This is a genomic window from Micromonospora wenchangensis, assembly GCF_002210435.1.
Classification (GTDB): Bacteria; Actinomycetota; Actinomycetes; order Mycobacteriales; family Micromonosporaceae; genus Micromonospora; species Micromonospora wenchangensis.
The window spans coordinates 104195-123441 of sequence record NZ_MZMV01000015.1 but is presented as its reverse complement, the minus strand read 5'-3'; the positions used below and the strand labels follow the sequence as shown (position 1 = coordinate 123441).

19 protein-coding genes and 1 pseudogene are annotated in these 19247 nt (G+C 72.7%); 8 read left to right on the top strand and 12 right to left on the bottom strand.

Features of this window, described 5'->3' with window-relative positions; genetic code table 11:
• The 4 genes and pseudogenes from B5D80_RS11830 to B5D80_RS11815 all read right to left on the bottom strand — a co-directional run.
• Positions 1-781 (bottom strand): annotated as a pseudogene (locus B5D80_RS11830) (hypothetical protein); the annotation flags it as partial.
• 195 nt (positions 782-976) lie between these two features.
• A complete protein-coding gene (locus B5D80_RS11825) occupies positions 977-1981 on the bottom strand; it encodes a glycine betaine ABC transporter substrate-binding protein (protein ID WP_088643880.1) in 1005 nt (334 codons plus the stop codon).
• Positions 1982-2134: 153 nt separating this feature from the next.
• Positions 2135-2857, bottom strand: coding sequence for an ABC transporter permease (locus B5D80_RS11820; RefSeq protein ID WP_088643879.1), 723 nt, complete (start codon positions 2855-2857; stop codon positions 2135-2137).
• Positions 2858-2962: 105 nt separating this feature from the next.
• Positions 2963-3649 carry an ABC transporter permease gene (locus tag B5D80_RS11815; RefSeq protein ID WP_088643878.1) on the bottom strand — a complete coding sequence of 229 codons (687 nt, stop codon included), beginning with the start codon at positions 3647-3649 and terminating at the stop codon, positions 2963-2965.
• 2 nt (positions 3650-3651) lie between these two features.
• Here B5D80_RS11815 and B5D80_RS11810 point away from each other — a divergent pair, with 2 nt between their 5' ends.
• Positions 3652-4647 carry an ABC transporter ATP-binding protein gene (locus B5D80_RS11810; RefSeq protein ID WP_088643877.1) on the top strand — a complete coding sequence of 332 codons (996 nt, stop codon included), beginning with the start codon at positions 3652-3654 and terminating at the stop codon, positions 4645-4647.
• Positions 4648-4710: 63 nt separating this feature from the next.
• Here B5D80_RS11810 and B5D80_RS11805 read toward each other — a convergent pair whose 3' ends face one another.
• The 7 genes from B5D80_RS11805 to folP all read right to left on the bottom strand — a co-directional run bounded on the left by B5D80_RS11805 (position 4711) and on the right by folP (position 9280).
• Positions 4711-5208: a hypothetical protein gene (locus B5D80_RS11805; RefSeq protein ID WP_088643876.1), complete on the bottom strand. Its 498-nt coding sequence runs from the start codon at positions 5206-5208 to the stop codon at positions 4711-4713.
• 65 nt (positions 5209-5273) lie between these two features.
• Entirely contained in the window at positions 5274-5579 is a 306-nt protein-coding gene (locus B5D80_RS11800; protein ID WP_088643875.1) for a hypothetical protein, read from the bottom strand.
• 77 nt (positions 5580-5656) lie between these two features.
• The gene (locus tag B5D80_RS11795; protein WP_088643874.1) at positions 5657-6868 is read right to left on the bottom strand and encodes an ABC transporter permease; all 1212 of its coding nucleotides are present in this window, start codon (positions 6866-6868) and stop codon (positions 5657-5659) included.
• Between the two features lie 100 nt (positions 6869-6968).
• Positions 6969-7445 carry a DUF3180 domain-containing protein gene (locus B5D80_RS11790; RefSeq protein WP_211291464.1) on the bottom strand — a complete coding sequence of 159 codons (477 nt, stop codon included), beginning with the start codon at positions 7443-7445 and terminating at the stop codon, positions 6969-6971.
• Between the two features lie 67 nt (positions 7446-7512).
• Entirely contained in the window at positions 7513-8040 is a 528-nt protein-coding gene (gene folK / locus B5D80_RS11785; RefSeq protein ID WP_088643872.1) for a 2-amino-4-hydroxy-6-hydroxymethyldihydropteridine diphosphokinase, read from the bottom strand.
• Entirely contained in the window at positions 8037-8396 is a 360-nt protein-coding gene (gene folB / locus B5D80_RS11780) for a dihydroneopterin aldolase (RefSeq protein ID WP_088643871.1), read from the bottom strand. The genes folK and folB overlap by 4 nt, the downstream gene beginning before the upstream one ends.
• Positions 8393-9280: a dihydropteroate synthase gene (gene folP / locus B5D80_RS11775; RefSeq protein WP_088643870.1), complete on the bottom strand. Its 888-nt coding sequence runs from the start codon at positions 9278-9280 to the stop codon at positions 8393-8395. Before folP ends, folB begins: the two co-directional genes overlap by 4 nt.
• A gap of 355 nt (positions 9281-9635) precedes the next feature.
• On the opposite strand from folP, the gene B5D80_RS11770 reads away from it, so the two are divergent.
• The 7 genes from B5D80_RS11770 to B5D80_RS11740 are packed head-to-tail and all read left to right on the top strand — an operon-like array spanning position 9636 to position 18547.
• Entirely contained in the window at positions 9636-9950 is a 315-nt protein-coding gene (locus B5D80_RS11770; RefSeq protein WP_088643869.1) for a hypothetical protein, read from the top strand.
• Positions 9951-9963: 13 nt separating this feature from the next.
• Positions 9964-10326: a hypothetical protein gene (locus tag B5D80_RS11765; protein WP_067302246.1), complete on the top strand. Its 363-nt coding sequence runs from the start codon at positions 9964-9966 to the stop codon at positions 10324-10326.
• A gap of 49 nt (positions 10327-10375) precedes the next feature.
• Positions 10376-14230, top strand: coding sequence for an ATP-binding protein (locus B5D80_RS11760; protein ID WP_245854478.1), 3855 nt, complete (start codon positions 10376-10378; stop codon positions 14228-14230).
• A 2-nt stretch (positions 14231-14232) separates the two neighbouring features.
• The gene (locus tag B5D80_RS11755; protein WP_088643868.1) at positions 14233-16206 is read left to right on the top strand and encodes a hypothetical protein; all 1974 of its coding nucleotides are present in this window, start codon (positions 14233-14235) and stop codon (positions 16204-16206) included.
• A gap of 4 nt (positions 16207-16210) precedes the next feature.
• The gene (locus B5D80_RS11750) at positions 16211-16759 is read left to right on the top strand and encodes a hypothetical protein (RefSeq protein WP_088643867.1); all 549 of its coding nucleotides are present in this window, start codon (positions 16211-16213) and stop codon (positions 16757-16759) included.
• On the top strand, positions 16756-17931 hold the full coding sequence (locus tag B5D80_RS11745; RefSeq protein WP_088643866.1) for a M23 family metallopeptidase: 1176 nt from the start codon (positions 16756-16758) through the stop codon (positions 17929-17931). Before B5D80_RS11750 ends, B5D80_RS11745 begins: the two co-directional genes overlap by 4 nt.
• 13 nt (positions 17932-17944) lie before the next feature.
• The gene (locus B5D80_RS11740) at positions 17945-18547 is read left to right on the top strand and encodes a hypothetical protein (protein WP_088643865.1); all 603 of its coding nucleotides are present in this window, start codon (positions 17945-17947) and stop codon (positions 18545-18547) included.
• A gap of 3 nt (positions 18548-18550) precedes the next feature.
• Here the strand turns inward: B5D80_RS11740 and B5D80_RS11735 are convergent, their stop codons facing one another.
• On the bottom strand, positions 18551-19111 hold the full coding sequence (locus B5D80_RS11735) for a hypothetical protein (protein WP_088643864.1): 561 nt from the start codon (positions 19109-19111) through the stop codon (positions 18551-18553).
• Between the last annotated feature and the right edge of the window lie 136 nt (positions 19112-19247).

Here is a 19247-nt window from a genome sequence, read left to right as displayed (position 1 = left end):
AGCCGCCGGCCGGGTCGGGGCCGTCGACGACGGTGTGCCGGGTGGTGACGTGCACGGTCTCGGTGTGCCGCACCACCCCGAGCGGGCGGGAGGTCGACTCGGCGGCCGGCACCCCGCCGCGTGGTTCCCGGGCCGCCGCCCCGTACACCCCGGCCTGCCCGCTGGTCGGGCGCTCCGGGGCGTAGCGGCGGCCGGTCGGTTCGGCGGGCTCCCGGTCGGCCGGGACCCGTCCCCGGCCCGCCGCGACCGGCGCGGAATCCTCCGGGTGGCTCCAGTCCGGTGAGGGCTCCTCGACCGCGGCCCGTCGCCGGCCCACCGGGGCCTCCGGTGCCGGCTCGGCGGCGGGGACCCGGGCCCGGCCGGCACCGGCGACGGAGTCCTCGGCGGGCGGGGCGGCGACGGCGGCAGCCAGCTCGGCCGCCGCGTCCAACCGGCGACGCAACGCGGTGACCTGCTCCTCGGCCCGCTGCGACTGGTCCAACGCCTGGTTGCCACGCTGGGCGGCGGCCACGATCTCGCTGCGCAGCTCGCGTCGGAGCTGCTCCAGCTCGTCGAGCACCGCCTCGTCGGACGCCTGGACGCCCACGTCGGCGCGCAGCGCGATGGACAGGCCGATCAGCACGACGGCGGTGATGGCCAGCACCGCGGCGAAGCGCAGCGGACCGTTGCCGTCGGCGAACAGCAGGATCAGCGCGGCGATCGGCGCGAACGCCACCCCGATCCAGAACAGGACGGTCAGCAGTTGCGGTCTGCGCTTCTCGGAGACGACCGGGGAGGGCATGGCTGTGCAGCCTACCGAGATGTACGCGGGCTGGGAACGGTCCCAGGGCAGAATTGCCCCGATCTCGGCCGGTACGCCTCGGCGCGACCGGACCGCCGCCGACCGACGTCCGCCCTGCTCAGCGGGGCACGATCACCCCGTTACGGGGCGGGCCCGGTCGCGGTCGGGGGGAGCCGACCGCGACCGGGATCACGCTCAGCTGGTGGCGAGCGCGCCGTCGGACGAGAAGACCAGGCCGACGCTGGCGGTGCCGGTCTTCAGGGCGTTCTTGGTCTGCGGGCCACCGGCGTCCAGCGAGCTGAACGAACCGGCCTTGAAGTCGTAGACCTCCACCAGACCCGCCTGGCACTTCGGCCGCTGCGGGCACTCCGGCGGGCCGGCCAGCACGGTGTCCTTGCCGGAGCACTTGGCCGCCAGGTCGGAGAGGGTCTTCAGGGAGTACTTGTCGGCGAACGCCTTGGTCACCGCGAACGCGTTCTGGTCCTGCGCGGCGGACGGGGTGCCGAACGTGATGCCCGCCTTGTCCCCCTCGGACTTCAACGCGCTGACCGTCTTGTCCAGCTCCGGCGAGGAGACCGGCGTGGCGTCCTTGCCGTTGGCCTTGGTGTTGAGGAACTCGGCCATGGTCGCCGCGTACTCGGGGACGACCTGGATCTCGCCCTTCTCCAGGCTCGGCTCGTACAGCTCACGGTTGCCGATCTGCTGCACCTTGACCTGGTAACCGGCGGCGGTCAGGGCGATGTTGTACAGCTCGGCCAGGGTCTGGCTCTCGGAGAAGTTGCCCGCCCCGACGACGATCTGCCCACCCGGGCCCTTGGCGATGCCGGTGGTCAGCCCGTTGGCCGAGGCGAACTCCTCGGCGGCCGCCTTCGGCGTCTTGCGGTCCACGTCGACCGCCTTGTTGAGGGCGATCAACTTCGGCGTGTCCAGCGCGGCCGAGACCTTGTCCAGCGCGGCGAGCAGCTGCGGGTTGGCCACCTTGGCGTTGACCGCCGGGATGATGTTGTCGGTGTTCTGGAGCTTCTTGTCGTCGTCGAGGACGACGAGCTGGTCACCGGCGACCGGGGCGCAGCCCGCACCGCTCGCGCCCTGCTGCGGAGCGTCGGTGCCGGACGAGCCGGCGTCCCCACACCCGGTCAACAGACCCGCCAGGGTCAGGGCGCCCACCGCGCCCGCCGCCAGCCGTGTCCGTACGCGCATCGTGCCCGCCTTCCGTGTCCCGGCGCGACCCCGGGCAGGGCCGGCCGCGTGTCCGACGGGCGACGGTCGCCGCCCGCGGGTTCAGCCAATATCCTTCCGGACCGACCGACAAACTCTGAACCACTTTCGTCACGTGATCGTCACGGAAAGGGATCAGTTCCCCGCCGTGGCGTCCGCCGCCCGCCGGTTGGCCGCCCGCCGGGTACGCCGCAGCGGTCGCGGGGTGACCGCCCGCTCGACCAGTGCCAGCACCCCCTCCGCCGCCAACGCCAGCCCCGCCACCAGCACCCCACCGGCGATGATCTGCCCGCCACCGGCGGCGATGTCGAGCCCGAAACCGGCCCGGATGATCTGGCCCAGCCCTCCGCCGTTGACGAACGAGGCCAGCGCCGCCGTCGCCACCACCTGGACGGCGGCCGTACGGAACCCGGCGGCCAGGTACGGCACCGCCAACGGCAGCTCCACCCGGCGCAGCACCTGCCACCCCGACAGCCCCATCCCGCGTGCCGCGTCCCGGGCCTCCGGGTCGGCCTGCCGCACCCCGGTGTACGCGTTCGCCAGCAGCGGCGGCACCGCGAACACGGCCAGGGCGACCACCACCGCCGGCCGCCCGAACCCGAGGAAGGTCAGCGGCAGGATGGTGAGCAGCGCCAGGGTGGGGATGGACAGGGTCAGGTTGGAGATCAACACGACCGCGCCGCCGCCGCGCCCCGAGTGCCCCAGCCAGAGGCCGATCGGCCAGGCCACCAGGCAGCCCAGCAGCACCGCCGCGGCGGACATGCTCAGGTGCTCCCCGACCCGGTCCAGCACCCCACCGGGGTTGGTCCAGTTGAGCGGGTCGTTGAGCCAGACCACCGCCTGCTGCACCGGATTCACCGGGTCTGCCTTTCGCTCGTGACTGCGGGGCTCCGCTGCGCTGCACTCCTCGCACTCACCGGGTCCGCCTTTCGCTCGTGACTGCGGGGCTCCGCTGGGCCGCGCTCATCGGGGGCGGCTCCGGAGCCAGGGGGTGAGCAGGCGGCCCACGCCGGCCAGGATCAGGTCCAGCACCAGGGCGAGCAGGACGCAGAGCAGCGTGCCGGTCATGATCTGGGCCTTGTAGAAGTTGTTCTGGAACCCCGCGAAGATCAGCTGCCCCAGGCCACCCCGGCCGATCACCACCCCGACGGTGACCAGCGCGACGGTGGAGACCGTGGCGAGGCGTACGCCGGTGAGGATGCCGGGCAGGGCCAGCGGCAGGTCGATCCGGAACAGCCGGGCCCACCTGCCGTACCCCATGCCCTCGGCGGCGTCACGCACCTCGGGGGGCACCTGGTTCAGCCCGGCCACCGCGTTGCGGACGATCACCAGCAGCGCGTACAGCACCACCACGGTGAGCACGGTCACCGCCCCGATACCCAGGTAGGGGGCGATGAACGCGAACAGGGCCAGGGAGGGGATCGTGTACAGCACGCCGGTCAATGCGAGAATCGGCCCGGCGAGACGCCGGTACCAGTAGGCCAGCACCGCCAGCGGCAGGGCCACCAGCGCGGCGAGCAGCACGGCCCGGCCGGTCAGCGAGGCGTGCTCGCGCAGCGCGGCGAGAATAGTGTCAGAGTTGTCCCGCACGTACTGCCAGGAGAACCACGGATTACCCGGCTCGGCCCGGTAACTCAGGTGGAAGGACACACGTGGACGTTACCCCCGGGGGCACCGGCGACGCAGGACACAGCGCCGCCTCGATCACGCTCGACGGCATCCGCAAGCGGTACCCCGACGGCACCGACGCGGTCCGCGAGCTGAGCCTGGAGGTGCCGGCCGGCGAGCTGGTGGTGCTGATCGGCCCGTCCGGCTGCGGCAAGTCGACGGTGCTGCGGATGGTCAACCGGCTGATCGAGCCGACCGGCGGCCGGATCATGCTCGGCGACGAGGACATCACCCGGGTCGACCCGGTGAAACTACGCCGACGGATCGGCTACGTGATCCAGAACGTCGGCCTGTTCCCGCACCAGACGGTCGCCACCAACGTCGGCACCGTACCCCGGCTGCTCGGCTGGCCGAAGGAGCGGATCCGGCAGCGCAGCGGCGAGCTGCTGGAACTGGTCGGGTTGGACCCGGCCCAGTTCGGACGCCGCTACCCGCACGAGCTGTCCGGCGGGCAGCGGCAGCGGGTCGGGGTGGCCCGCGCGTTGGCCGCCGACCCGGTGGTGCTGCTGATGGACGAGCCGTTCTCCGCCGTCGACCCGATCGTGCGGACCCGGTTGCAGGAGGAGTTCCTCCGGCTCCAGGCCGAGGTCCGCAAGACCATCGTGCTGGTCACCCACGACCTCGACGAGGCCGTCCGGCTGGGCGACCGGATCGCGGTGCTCTCCGAGGGCGGCCGGCTGGAGCAGTACGACACCCCGGCGGCCCTGCTCGGCACGCCCGCCTCGCCGTTCGTGCGCGAGTTCGTCGGCGCGGACCGGGGCATCCGCCGGCTGGCGGTCACCCCGGTGACCCGGGAGGTGCTCGACGGCGCGGCCACCGACGCCACCCTGCCGGAACTGCCGCTGGGCCGTTCGGCGTACGACGCGCTGGCCGCGATGCTGACCGCCGGCACCGACGCGGTCGTGGTCACCGCCGACGGCCGGCCGGCCGGCACGCTCAGCCGCGCCCGGGTCCTGGATCTCGGGCAGCCCGACAGCTAGCCGGCGCGGGGGCGCCACCCGGACCGGCGCCGCGGTCAGGGTGCGGGCCGGCCGAACTCAGGGTCAGGCCCGGCCGCCCAGGCTGGCCAGCCCGATGATCCAGCCGGCGAAGAAGCCGTAGCCGGCCCCGGTGCCGGTGGTCTCGAAGGCCGCCAGCAACGGGCCGTCCGCGGTGAGCAGCGCCGCCAGCAGGGTCGCCGCCGCCGCAGCCAGGGTGTACGCGGCCCAGCCGGAGAAGAACTGGCTGGCCGACCCGGGCACCCGGGCCACCTGACCGGCCGGCAGCAGGTAGAGCAGCGCACCGGCGAACAGCAGCAGCAGGATGGCCCGCAGGTCGGTGGCGAGCACCCCGTTCTCCGGGGTCGACTCGACCCGCCAGGCGGGCCAGGCGAGCAGCCGCAGGTACCAGCCCCCGGCGGAGTTCGGATCGGTGTGGGCCTCGGCCCAGCCGACGTACCAGGGGCTGCCGCAGACGCCGACGAGGATCAGCGCGGCGAGGGTGCCGGTGCCGGCGGCGGTGCCGTACCCCTGCACGGTACGGGGGCGTCGGGTGAGGGCCATGCGACGGGGGGTTCCCGACCCGCCACGGCCGGCAAACCTCTCCCGCCAGCCGGCGGGTCGGCCGCTCAGTGCTTCATCAGGTAGTCGATGAACGCCGCCCGCAGCAGCGGCGCGGACTCCTCGTAGCCGTGCCCGGTCAGCTCCCGCCACAGCGCCGCCGCCTCGTCGATGGTCGGCCCCACCGAGTTGGGTGCCCCGTCGAGCGCGGCGGCCTCGTCGGCGTTCGGCAGGTGCCGCAGCACCGACCAGAAGAACCCGACGTCCCGCCGCTCCCGGGCCCGCGCGAAGGCCCGCTCCCGCAGCTCCTCGGTGGAGAGGGCGTCGAGCTGGTCGAAGGTGTGGCCGGTGCCGGCGGAAGGAGTCTCGGTCATGCCCGCGAGCCTAACCGGCGAGATCGTCGGCGGCCCGTCGTCCACGCCCGGTAGCCGACCCCACCGGGCCGGGGCGCTCACCGCTCGCCGGCGTCCCAGCGGGGTGGCGCGCTCTGCCAGCGGGGGGCCTCCCACGGGTCGGGCGGGGTGTCGTCGGTCGTCCGCTCCGGCAGGGCCGGGGTCCAGTTGCGCGCCTCCCCGGCCGGGGGCATCGACCAACCGGAGCTGATCGCCCCGTCCCGCACCGGCGGCAGCTCCACCGGTTCACCCCGGACGGTGCGGGGCCGGCCGTACGTCTCGACCAGCCGGGTGACCAGCAGCCCACCGGCCAGTGCCGTCCCGCCGACGGCCCACCGGTCGGTCGGCGCGCCGACACCGTCCGCCCAGGCCAGGTAGGTCACCACCAGGGCGACCGCGAGGAGGGCGCCGAAGATCCCACCCCGTCGGCCGTACGCGCTGGTGCCGCCGAACATGGACACTCCGACGGCGAGCACCGTCCAGTCCAGGCCCGACGTCGGCGTCACCGGGCCGTCCGCGTTGGCGGCGACGAGCACCCCGGCGAGCATCGCCAGCACGGTGGAGGCGATCAACGCGGACGAGGTCACCAGGGCGGCGGCCATGCCGCGGCGACGGGCCGGGTCGGCCACCGGCCGGAACCGGCCGACCAGCCGGCGTACGGTCCGGATCGCGCCGAACGCGCCGAGCAGGACGACCACCGCGGCGAACCCCGCGAACAGGTAGTAGGCGTTGCGTCGGGGGTCGTAGTCGGCCTGCACCGCCACCGGCAGGTCCCGCCGCTCGATCCAGACGATCACCGCGGCGGCGGCGGCGAGGCTGGCCGCCCAGCCGGGCACGTGCAGCACCACCACCGCCCAGGCCAGCGCCAGCCCGCCCAGCGCGGCGGCGACCAGGGCCGGGACGACCGCCGTGGACACCCCCCGGTCGCCCTGCTCGGCGAAGTGCAGCGCGGCGGCCAGCGCGACCGGGCCGATCGCCAGGTTCACCGCGGCGGTCCGCAGGCTCAGCCCGGCGGCGAGGACGAGCAGGCCGAGCGCGACCGCGTCGACGAGCAGCCGCCGCAGGCCGGCACCGCGCAGCGCGTCGGGGTCCTCCCGCCACAGCAGGTAGGCCAGCGCGGCGAGGGCGAGCAGCAGCACCAGTTCCCAGACCACGTGCACGCCGAGCCGGTCCCGGCCGGGTTCCCCCTGCGTCGGGTCGTCGAGGACGTCCTCGGGTACCGTCGCGGGCACCTCTGCCGACGCCGTCCGGCCCGGTTCGTCGTACACCATGCGGTGCGCCTCCCAGGTGACCGGCCGTCACCGGTGACGGCTGACTGTGTTCCGGTCGCCAGGCACCGTACCCGCGCGCCGGGGGCGGACGTAACCCCTGTCAGCGCTGCCCGGGTCGGTCCGCCCGATCGTCGGCGTCGTCGTCGGACTCGGGCACCCGGCAGGAGCGTTCGAGCCAGAGCGCGGCGGCGACCAGGGCCAGTGAGGCGAGGGTGCCCGCCCCGGCCGCCGGCCGGTCCTCGATGGCGGCGTTGGTCGGCTCGACGAAGAGCCAGCCGGTCAGCCCGGCGTAGAAGCCGAGGAAGATCGCCCCGGCCAGCGCGGACGCCTTGGCCAGCACCACGAACCGGGCGACCAGCAGCGGGTTGACCGGTTCCCGGCCGGGCTTGCGTTCGATCCGGCCCCGGGTGTTGACCGCCGCGTACGCCTCCAGCACGGCCAGCGCGGCCAGGGTGACCACCGGCAGCCAGGGCAGCCGGGGGATGCCGCTGTAGTAGAAGCTGCTGATCAGCAACCAGGCCACGGCGGCGGCGGCGAGCGCGGCGACCAGCAGCGTCGAGAACCGGGTGGGGCCCATCCTCGACCCGTCGGGCTCCCGGTCACGGGACGGTCGGGACGGCGTCATACCGGCCGGCTCCACTGGTTCATGTGTCCGACTCTAACGAAAGATCGGGGCGGGGGGTCAGTTCGAGGGCGTCCCCGGCGACCGGTTCGGCGTTGAGCAGGTCGGTCAGCCAGCCGTGCCCGGCCAACCGCCCGTGCGGGTCGATGTCGATCCACGGCCGGAGCACGAAGGCGCGCTGGTGGGCGCGGGGGTGCGGCAGGGTCAGCCGGGGATCGTCGCTGTGCACCGGCTGACCGTCGTCGTCCCACACGGCGACGACGTCCACGTCGAGGGTGCGCGGCCCGTACCGTCGGGCCGGGTCGCGGACCCGGCCGGCGGCGGTCTCGGCGGCGTGCGCCCGCGCCAGCCAGTCGTCCGGGGTCGCCGCCGGGTCGGCGACCATGACCGCCGCGTTCAGGTACGCCGGCTGGTCGGCGTCCCCCCACGGGGGTGTCTCGTAGACGCCGGAGACCACCAGCACCGCGTCACCGAGACCGGCGACCGCGGCCCGCAGGTGGTCGAGCCGGTCGCCCAGGTTGCTGCCGATCGACAGCACCGCCCGGGTCACCGGGTACGCCGCATCGTGACGGCCACGTCGGTGAAGGTGTGCGGGATCGGGGCCTCGGGCTTGTGGACGGTGACGGTGGCGGCGACCACCAGCGGCTCGGCCAGGCAGACCGCGAGCAGCCGGTCGGCCAGCGTCTCGATCAGGTTGACCGGCTCGCCGGTGACCACCTCGACCAGCCGCTGCGCCAGCTCGCCGTAGTGCACGGTGTCGGTCACCTCGTCGGAGCGGGCGGCCGGGGCGAGTTCGAGTTCGAGTTCGGCGTCGACCACGAACTCCTGGCCCTCGGCGCGCTCGAAGTCGTAGACGCCGTGCCGGCCCCGGGCCCGCAGTCCGGTCAGGACGATCCGGTCGGTCACGTTCCTCCCTCCGTCCGGCCGGTGGGGGCCGGGTCGTTGCCGGTGGTGGCGAGCCGGGGGCGGCCGGTGGCCGCCCAGACGGCGAGCGCGTCGGTGGTGCCCCGGACGTCGTGCACGCGTACCCCCCAGGCGCCCGCGGCGACGGCGAGCACGCTGGTGGCGATGGTGGCGGCGGCCCGGCCGTCGGTGTCCCGGGGGGTGCCGTCGGGGGTGGCGAGCAGGTGGCCCAGGTAGGACTTGCGGCTGGCCCCGAAGAGCAGCGGCAGGCCGAGGTCGAGCAGTTCGGGCAGGCGGGCGCTGAGTTCCCAGTTGTGCGCGGCGGTCTTGGCGAAGCCGAGCCCGGGGTCGATCACCAGCCGGTCGGCGGCCACCCCGGCGGCCAGCGCGTCGTCGACCCGTTGGGCCAGTTCGGCCCGGACGTCGGTGACCACGTCGGTGTAGCTGGCCAGCTCGCGCATCCCCCGGGAGTGTCCCCGCCAGTGCATGAGCACCCAGGGGCAGCCGGCGTCGCGGACCACCCGGGCCATGTCGGGGTCGGCCAACCCGCCGGAGACGTCGTTGACCACGGCGGCCCCGGCGACGACGGCCGCCTCGGCGACCGGGGCACGGGTGGTGTCGATGCTGACCGGCACCCCGGCGGCGGCGAGTTCGCGGATCACCGGCAGCACCCGGGACGCCTCGGTACGGGGGTCGACCCGGTCGGCACCCGGCCGGGTGGATTCGCCCCCGACGTCGACCAGGTGTGCGCCCTCGTCGTGCAGTCGCACACCGTGTGCGACGGCGGCGTCGAGATCCGCGTACCGGCCGCCGTCGGAGAAGGAGTCGGGGGTGACGTTGAGGACGCCCATCACCACCGGGGCCTGCGCCCGTACCAGATCGGTCACGACTAGACGGTACCGGTCGCGCGGGGCCGCTCCGGGGACCCCCACCGGCCCCTCCACGGCCACCCTGACGTGCCTGTTGGAACAGGTGTACGATCGGTCGTCCGGGTCGAATCGGGCAGACTCTTCGCGGCTTGTCGCAAAGGAGGGCGGCCCGTACGCTGTGGAATTGCCCAGCATCAAGAGATGGCGAAGCCTGGAGGGAGGGCCGAAGCGGGAAAATCCCCCCAAATCTCGCCACTCTGCGTGGCGAGAAACCCGCGCCGCGTCACCGACGCTGTGCACAGTGAGCACATTCCCGCCAGGCTTGCCTACTGCACCACCGCGGCACCGCCGGCCGCGTTATGGGGAGGTTCCAGTGATCGCCTTCGAGCTGATGGAGACGACGTCTTCCGGCGTCGCACAGGTGCTGCACACCCTGGCGACGACGCCACTCGCCGAACCGGCCCCCAAGGGGATCGACACCAACGGTGTCGTCACCTTCTTCGCCAGCAAGATCGCACCCATCCTGCTCGCCGTGCTCGGGGTCATCTTCATCGGCCGGGCCAGCCGGGGCGAGATCTCCAAGGTGCTGACCAGCTCGGCCATCGCGATCGTCGGGCTGGCGTTCATCGCCGGCGCGGCAACACTCTTCTTCATCGGTGACTACCTGATCGATCTGATCTTCGAATAGGCGCGGGCGAGACATGCGGCTGCGCACCGACGACGACATCTACCGGGCCCGCCTGGTCTACCTCGGGCCGCCCGGCTACACCCTTCCGGTCCACCTGCCGTACGCCCAGTACGGACTGTTCATGCTGCTCGTACCCCTCTACATGTTCATCCACTGGCTGTTCACGCTGCAGGTCGAGCTCTTTCCCGCCTGGGAGATCGCGCTCGCCATCGTGAGCACCTCGTTCATCTTCCGGTACGTCGACCCGGACCGGCCGGCGCGGATGGTCATCCGCACCGCGCTCACCGACTGGCGACGCACCCGGGAACCGGCCGCCGAACTGCGGGACCCCCGCCTGGTCGGCAGCCGGATCAGGATCCGGGAGGAACTGGCATGACGGGGCGGACCCGAATCGGGCAGTCGGACCACACGGGTGAGGCGGTCGAATGAGTCGCTCTTCCACGCCGGGTTTCCCGGCCGGACGACACAGCGCCCCACACGGTAACCGTGCGCGGTCGTTCGACTACCCCCAGGAGGAGCTGCGGGACGACGAGCCGTACGACCCGTCCCTGCTCACCGGCCCGGGACAGGGCGGCGTTGGGGTGTTCCAGGCCCCCCGGCCCAGCCCCGGCCGGGGCACCCCGCCGACCGAGCCGGCACCTGCCGCGCCGATGCTGGTGGGTGACGGCACCGACATCGACTCCCCCTTCCTGGACCTCTTCGGCGGCGGTCCCCGCCCCGGTGCCACCCCGTCGCCCGGCACCCCCGCGCGTCGGGGGCCCGGCCGGGAGCACCGACCCGTGCCGCACCAGCCGGCCCCCGCGCCGCCGGCCATCGAGGCGCAGGCACCTCCGGCGGCCATCGAGGCGGCCCCACCGGCCGAGCGGGCCGCGCGTACCCGCGTCCCGCACCAGCAGGGCGACCGGTCGGCGGCGACCCCGACCGGCGAGCGTCCGGCCGAGGCACCGCAGCGGGCACCGCGCCGGATCCCCACCGACCTGTTCCCCCGGGACACCGGCGAGCCGCTCACCGCGCGGGAGGCGGCCGAACGCGCCCGCCGGGAGGCCACCGAACGGGCCCGGGAGGCGTCCGACCGTGCCCGGCGCGAGGCCGCCGAGCGGGCCCGCCGGGAGGCCGCCGAACAGGCCGCGGCGGACGCGGCCCGCCGCGAGGCAGCCGAGGCGGCTCATCGTGAGGCGGTGGCACGGGCCGAACGCGACGCTGCCGAGTTGGCACACCGCGAGGCGGTCGCGCAGGCCGAGCGCGAGGCCGAACAGGCCCGCCTGGAGGCTGCGGAGCAGTCCCGGCGCGAGGCCGCCGAGCAGGCCCGTCGGGACGCGGCCGAGACGGCCCGGCGCGAGACGGCGGAGCGGGGTCGACGCGAGGCCGCCGACCAGGCACGGCGGGAGAACGCCGGGCAGTCCCGGCGGGACACGACCCTGACCCCCCGACCCCGACCCACCCCGACGCCCCCGACCACGGCCTGGCCCGAACCCGTCGAGCCGGCCTGGCCGGAGGACGTCGAGCCGGCCTGGCCGGACCCGGCCGAGCCGATCCGGGCGGAGGCCGTGGTCGCCCCGGCCGGCGCGCTGGCCGCCGAACCGGCCCGGCCCGCACCCGCCGACCCCGACCGGCCCGCGCCGACGGACCCCGGCTCCCGGGAACTGGCCACGCCCCGGGAACGCGCGGCGAGCCGCCGCACCGCGGCGACCAAGCCGGTCCGGGTACGCCCGCCGAAGATCAAGTTCGGGGACCGGGACCCGTCGATCGAACTGGCCATCACCGAGATCGCCGGGCACCTGACCTTCACCCCCAACACGGTCACCGCCTGGTACTGGCTCCCCGAGGTGCGGTGGGCGTTCCGCCCGGACGCCGAACGCGAGGCGCTGCTCTCCGCGATCTCCGAGCAGTACGCCGGCCTGGCCGGCTTCCGGCTGCACCTGCGCCGCACCACCAGGCCGTTCCCCGCCGACGAGTGGGCCCGCACCATCGACGCGCACACCGCGTCGCCGCTGCCCGACGTCCCCGGCACGCCCGGCTGGGCCGACCACCTGGTCGCCGCGCAGCAGCACCTGATGTCGGTCAACCACGCCGAGGGGCAGACCTACCTGGGGGTCACCTTCGCCCGTCGTTCCCTCGGCGACTCCCTCACCGAACGCCTGCTGCGCGCCTTCGGCAAGGGCACCGCCGACGGTGAACGCCGCAAGCTGGGGCGCACCGTCGAACAGTTCGACGAGGTGCTGGGCAGCTTCGGCATGCGGGGCCGGCGGGTCACCGCACAGGAGCTGGAATGGCTGCTCTACCGCTCGGTGGCGCTGTGCATGGCCCCGCCCGGTGCGCTCTCCCCGGTCACCAACGGCCGGTGGGAACGCGGTGACCTGCTCGCCCTCACCGAACAGGTGGAGCGCTACCGCACCCCGTACGGCACCACGGTCAAGCTGGTCAACCGGATGACCGGCGAGGAACGGCACGTGGCCGTGCTGGCGGTCGGCCGGATGGAGCCGCTGGAGATCCCCGAACGGCACGAGCCGTGGCTGCACTTCCACGAGCGGCTGCCCTGGCCGATGGAGATCTCCACCCGAGTCGACATCCTCGGCTCCGGCGACTCCTTCCGTAACCTCGAACACCGGCTGCGGATGATCCGGTCGCAGCAGCTCGACTACGCCGAGCACGGCATCGACGCCCCACCCGAGCTGGAACGGCTCGCCAAGCGGGCGCTGGTGATCGGCGACGAGATGACCACCGGCCTGCCGGTGGACTCCGCCCGGGCACACGGCTGGCACCGGATCGCCGTGGGCGGCCGGACCCGCGAGGAGTGCATGGAACGGGCCCGGCGGCTCATCCAGCTCTACTCCCGGGAACTGCGCATCTCCCTGCAACACCCGAAGAACCAGGACTGGCTGGCGCGGGAGTTCATCCCCGGCGAGCCGATCGCCAACACCGGTTACGTCCGCCGGATGCCGGTGCCGCTGCTGGCCGCCGCGCTCCCCCAGGCGGCGTCGACCGTCGGCGACCGCCGGGGCGACCTGATCGGGCGGACCGCCGGGACCTGCCGTCGGCCGGTCTTCCTCGACCTGCACTTCCCGATGGAGGTACGCGAACGCTCCGGGCTCGCCGTCTTCGTCGCCGAACCCGGTGGTGGCAAGTCGACCCTGCTCGGCGCGCTCGGCTACCTGGCCGCCCGGCGGGGCGTGCAGGTCACCCTGCTCGACCCGTCCGGACCGCTGGCCCGGCTCTGCGCCATGCCGGAACTCAAGCCGTACGCCCGGGTGCTCAACCTGACCGGCTCGGAACCGGGGACGCTGGCCCCATACGCGCTCATCCCCACCCCGCTGCGCAGCGAATTCGCCTCCGGGGCAGCGGGCGACCGGGAGTTCGAGATCGCCGTGTCCAACGCCCGGGCCGAGCGACGCATGCTGGTGCAGGACATCTGCATGATGCTGGTGCCGCCGCAGGTGGCCCGGGAGGCGTCCACCGCCACCCTGTTCCGGCACGCGGTACGCCAGGTGCCGGCCGAGGAGACGTCCACCCTGGACGACGTGGTCACCTGCCTGCAGGGGCTCGACGACGACGCCGGCCGGGAACTGGCCCACCTGCTGCTCGACACCGCCGAGATGCCCCTGGCCATGCTCTTCTTCGGCCGCCCCCCGGAGGGGCTGCTCGGTGCGGGGGCGGCGCTCACCGTGATCACCATGGCCGGCCTGCGACTGCCCGACCTCAAGATCGAACGCGAGTACTGGTCGGCCGAGGAGGCGTTGGCGCTGCCGATGCTGCACACCGCGCACCGCCTCGCCGTCCGCCGCTGCTACGGCGGGTCGATGTCCTCGCGCAAACTCGTCGGCCTGGACGAGGCGCACTTCATGGAGGGCTGGCGCTCCGGCCGGTCCTTCCTGGTCCGCCTCGCCCGCGACTCCCGCAAGTGGAACCTCGCCGCCCTGGTCGCCTCGCAGAACCCGAAGGACATCCTCGGCCTCGACGTGCAGAACCTCGTCTCCACCGTCTTCGTCGGCCGCATCGCCGAGGACACCGAGATCGCCTCCGAGGCGCTCCGGCTGCTCCGGGTGCCGGTCGACGACGGCTACGAGGCCACCCTGGCCTCCCTGTCCGCCGTCGACACCACCTCCGCCACCCGGCTCGGCTTCCGCGAGTTCGTCATGCGGGACGTGGACGGCCGGGTGCAGAAGGTCCGGGTCGACGTGTCGTACGTCGAGGGGCTGCTGGATCACCTCGACACCACCCCCGCCGCGGTCGCCCAGGCCGCCGGGATACTGCCGACCGTCCTGGCTGATCTGGAGGCGTGACAATGGCGAGGGCCCGGGCACGGATCACGGCGCTCCTCCTCGCACTCGGCGTACTCGCCGGTGCCACGATCGCCTGGCCGGTGGTCGGGGCCACACCGGCGTACGCCCGTACGCCCGTCACAGGTCAGGCCGCCCTGACGGCACAGGCGGCCGCCGACCTCTGCACCACCAAGGAGTGGCAGGCCGACTTCCGCGCCTGCGTCGCCAAGCTCAAGCAGGTCAGCGAGACCGAGGTGGACTGCCGTAAGCCGCCGGTGCCGTCGGCCCCGGACTCCGGCCTGGCCGGATGGTTCGCCTCCCGCCCCGACGCGTCGAAGCTCCCCGGACCGAAGGGCCTCTACAGCGACTACGGCTACGGCGGCTACAGCTTCAACACGTACGACGTGGAAGGGGGCTGCGCCTCCACCGTCCTCCATCCGGACTACAAGTTCACCACCACCGTCGCCAACGGCGAACTGATGATGGCAACCGCCGTGGTGGGTGCCTCGAACGCGCTCCGGGAACGCGCCTGGGACCCCCGGTCGATGTGGAACTGGGCCGACCCGCTGGTGGAGAAGGCGACCAAGGCCGTCTACCAGAAGGTGTTCAGCGTCTTCGGCATCGTGACGCTCTGTGTGGTGGGCCTCTACCTGCTCTGGCGCTCCCGCCAGTCGGACATGAGCAACGCGATGACCACCGCCGGCTGGGCCCTGCTGGTGATGGTCGCGGTGACCGCACTGGCTGCTTGGCCGGTGAAGTCCGCCAACATTGCCGACGGCACCCTCATCACCTCACTGGGCGTCGTCCATGACGCAATCGGTCCGGCAGCACGCGACACACCGGCAGACCAGTGCGACGATCCAAATCCTGATGCGTGCAAGGACAGTCGCCCCCCGGCCGTCCGCGCCAGTGACACCGCCACCGAATCGATGTTGTACCGCAACTGGCTACGTGGGGTGCTGGGTTCGGCGGACAGCGAGACGGCCAAGAAGTACGGGGCGGCCCTCTACGATGCGAAGTCGCTCTCCTGGGAGGAGGCCGAGAAGCTCCGGGAGAACCCCGCCACCCGCGACGCCACCATCAAGGCCAAGCAGCAGCAGTGGATGACGGTCGCCGAGCAGATCAAGACCGAGGATCCTGAGGCATACGAGTATCTCCAGGGCAGCCGGGACATGGACCGGATCGGTTCCGGGTTCATCGCGGTCCTGGCCGCGTTGCTCTTCGCCATGTTCGACCTCACCGCCTCGCTGCTGGTGCTGCTCGGATTCATGATCTTCCGGTGGGCGGTCATCGCCGCACCGATCCTGGGCACGATCGGTCTGCTCCGTCCGGCCAGCGCCGGGTTGCGACGGCTGGCCAACGCCGTGGTCGCTGCCGTGTTCAACATCGCCATCTTCGGTACCGGAGCGGCGATCTACCTGTTCGCCGTCGACCTGATCATGAGCACTCCGACCCTGCCGGGCTGGCTCCAGGTGGTGCTGGTCTGGCTCTGCGGTGTGGTCGGTTGGCTGCTGCTCCGGCCCTACCGGAGGATCACCCAGCTCGGTGGCAAGGACAGCAGTGAGGCGGTCGGCTCGGCCGGGTCGTGGCACCGCCGGTTCTTCCGAGACATGCGCGTCGCCGCCCGACTCGACGTGGCCGAACCAGGGGGTACGGCCGAGCCGAAGCTCACCCGGGGGCGCGGGGCCACGCTGGAACCGGCCACCCTACGTCCTGAGGCCAGGCGGGAGGACCCGAGCCACTCGACGGTCAGCACGCCGGCACAGCGGGAACGCCCGGATGGCCGCGAACGCGTCGACGAGACCGAGGCGAAGCCACCAGCCAGGGAGAGCAGCCGGCCCACGGCCGCACCCCGCCCACGGCGTCGTCCGGCGGGCTGGACCGAGCCGGACGTGCCGGAGGAGGCCCCGTCCTTCGTGGTCTACCGACCCGACTCCGCCACGCCGGCGCCGACACCCGTGAAGCCCAGCCCCCGTATCCGCTCCGAGGCAAGGTGACGCGATGCGGCGAGCGGTCGAACTTCTCTTCACGCGGCTCATCCGGTCACGGATCGGCATCGCGCTCGTGATCGCCGTGCTGGTGCTCGGGGTGATCGGCACGGCCCGCCTGGTGTCCGGTCCCGACGACCTCACAGCAGGACTCAGCAGCCGCCCACGGGAACCGATCACCACCGTCGATCCGGAGGAGGGTGACGACGGGGTCATCGCCACCCCGCTCCCGGAGTCGCCGCGTACCCGGCCCGGGGAGTTGACCCCCGAGCAGACGGCCACCCGGTTCACCACCGCCTGGCTGGGCGGGTCCACCACCACTGCGGAGCAGTGGCAGGCGGCTCTGCGGCCGATGTCGACACCGGAACTCACCGAGAAGTTGACCGGCGCCGACCCGGCCGGGGTGCCTGCCGTCAAGATCGCCGGCACCCCGACGCTGCGTCCCCGGACGGCGGTCTTCACGGAGGTTCTGGTTCCGTTGGAGGGCGGGCGGCTGCGACTGGAACTGGTTGCCCCCGACGGCCGCTGGTTGGTGGATGCCGTGGACTGGGAGCGGGAATGACTGCCGAACTGTCACCTACCGGAGCCCCACGCCGCCGGGTCCGGGTGGGTGCCGTCGCCGCCGCGCTGACCGGCGTTCTCGCGTTGCTCTGCTGCGGTGGCGGCAGTGCCGCGTTCTTCCTGACCAATCTCGGCGGCGACCAGGAGACCCTGGTATCGAACGAGCAGCAGTGCGATGACGAACACCGGGTCAACGTCACCGGCAAGATGCCCCGGATGTCCGCGTACGGGGCCACCCAGATGCGTAATGCCGCAGTCATCATCAAGGTCGGTCAGGACATGAAGGTGCCCCCCCGGGGCTGGGTGATCGCGGTGGCCACGGCGATGCAGGAGTCGGCGCTGCGTAACCTGTCCAACAGCACCGTCGCCGGTTCCCGCGGCATCCCGAACGAGGGTGTCGGCTCTGACCACGACTCCCTCGGTCTCTTCCAGCAGCGGGCCGGCTGGGGCAGCGTCACCCAACGGATGAGCCCCGACTATGCGGCCCGCAAGTTCTACGAGAAGCTGTTGAAGATCGACGGTTGGGAGCATATGCCCCTGACCCGGGCCGCGCAGAAGGTACAGATCAGCGCCTACCCCGACGCGTACGCGAAGCACGAGGACGTCGCCAGTCAGATCGTCAACGCGCTCGCCGGTGGGGCTGCCCGCACCGTCCAGATCGCCGAGCAGGCGGTGTGCGACCGGGCCTCCGCCCGGACCATCGCCGCTTCCGGTTGGACCGCGCCCATCGAGGGCGGGGTCGGTTCCGGCTTCCGTACGGCGAGCCGACCCCGACACAACGGTGTGGACATCGGCGCCCGCAAGCGAACCGAGATCCACGCCGCCGCCACCGGTCGGGTACTGGTGGCCCGCTGCGATCCGGACCACCGTGGAAACCGCAACTGTGACGTCGACGGTTTCCCCGGCAAGGGAGGGTGCGGGTGGTTCGTCGACATCCTGCACGCCGGCGGCTTCATCACCCGGTACTGCCACATGATCGAAAAGCCCCGGGTGGTCCCCGGGCAACTCGTCAAGGCCGGGGAGGTGATCGGGCTGGTCGGGAGCAGTGGCAACTCCTCCGGCCCGCACCTGCACTTCGAGGTGCACATCGACAGCAACCGCAGCTTCTCCGGCGGAATCAACCCCGTGCCGTTCATGCGGCAGCGCGGTGCACCGCTGAACGGTTCGGCATGAGGCCGTCGCCCCGATGAGCGGACCACTGCCGGACCCGTTCGCAGGTCAGCCCGACTGGGCACCCCTTCCACCACGGCCGGTCGAGATCGTTCCCGCCACGGGTCGGGTCGAACTGCGCGGCAGGCGGGTACTCGTCGGGCTCCCCGGCCTCGGTTGGCGGGGCGACCTGCGCGCCGACGAGCGGGTGGTGCAGGGCAGCCGCACCTACGTGCCGGTCATCCCCGAGCACGAGTGGTACCGGGCAGAGGCCGACCAGGTGGAGGTCTTCGCCCCGCTCGTCCCCGTGGAGCGGGTCTGGGTGGAGACCCTGGGCGACCGGCCTGCCCCCACCGGGCCGGTGCGCGAGCAGGGGATCCAACTCGTCTCGCTGGACGGGCCGACGCACCGGGCCCCCACCCCGGTCTTCGAGACCGACGCGGTCAGCGGACGACGGGTGGTCCACGTCGAGGACGGCGTCGAACACCGCGATCTACGTGCGGTGACCGAGTCCTATTCCGGCTCCGACGGGGACATCTGCGTCCGGGTCACGCCGGAACTGGAGTGGTACCGCTGGGCCTGGCGCGGACAACCGCCCACCACGATGGAGATCCCCGTCCACCTGCTGTGGATCGAATAGTCGTCAGACAGCCTTCCGCGCACCGCAGACACGCCAGCCGTCACGAATGTCGACGACATCGAAGGTCCAGTCCTCCCGACGGCTGCTTCGCTGCTGGCCGTTGGACGAACCCGAGATGGTCAACGTGGTCGTCACGGACTCCCCCTGAGGCGTTTCTACCCTGGTCAGCGCCCCCCAGCCGACTCTTACTACAACATTGAATCTGCTTTCTCTTTGCCGCAACTCGTCACGGAGAGCCGCAACCGCACCAAGATCCGCGTCTTGGCAGACGAGAAGACTGGCACGGGTGTCGTTCTCGTTGACCAGGAACTCACGAAGATAGTTGTCGACGACGACGTCCGGGGCGCTGCGGTCCGGGGTCGCGGCCCGCTCGTACAGCACGTAGCCGGTGATCCCACCGCCGATGCAGAGCAACGCCAGCACCCCGGCGACGACGGTGAGGACGGTCCGCAGCCGACGGGGTGGACGCTGCGGCACCGGCGGTGGTGCAGGGGGTGCCGAGTGCTCCGGTGGGGTCCGCTGCGCCGGTACTCGGGACACCTGGGAACCGGCGGGGGGCTGCACTGATTCCACCCCCTGAGGCTATCGGCTGGACGCTCCGTACCCAATGCCCCGAACGCTGCGGATCGTGACAGGACGACCCCGGGAGGTGAGAGTTCGCCGCGATTTGCAACAAGCCCGGCGCACCGCCGCCGCGCTT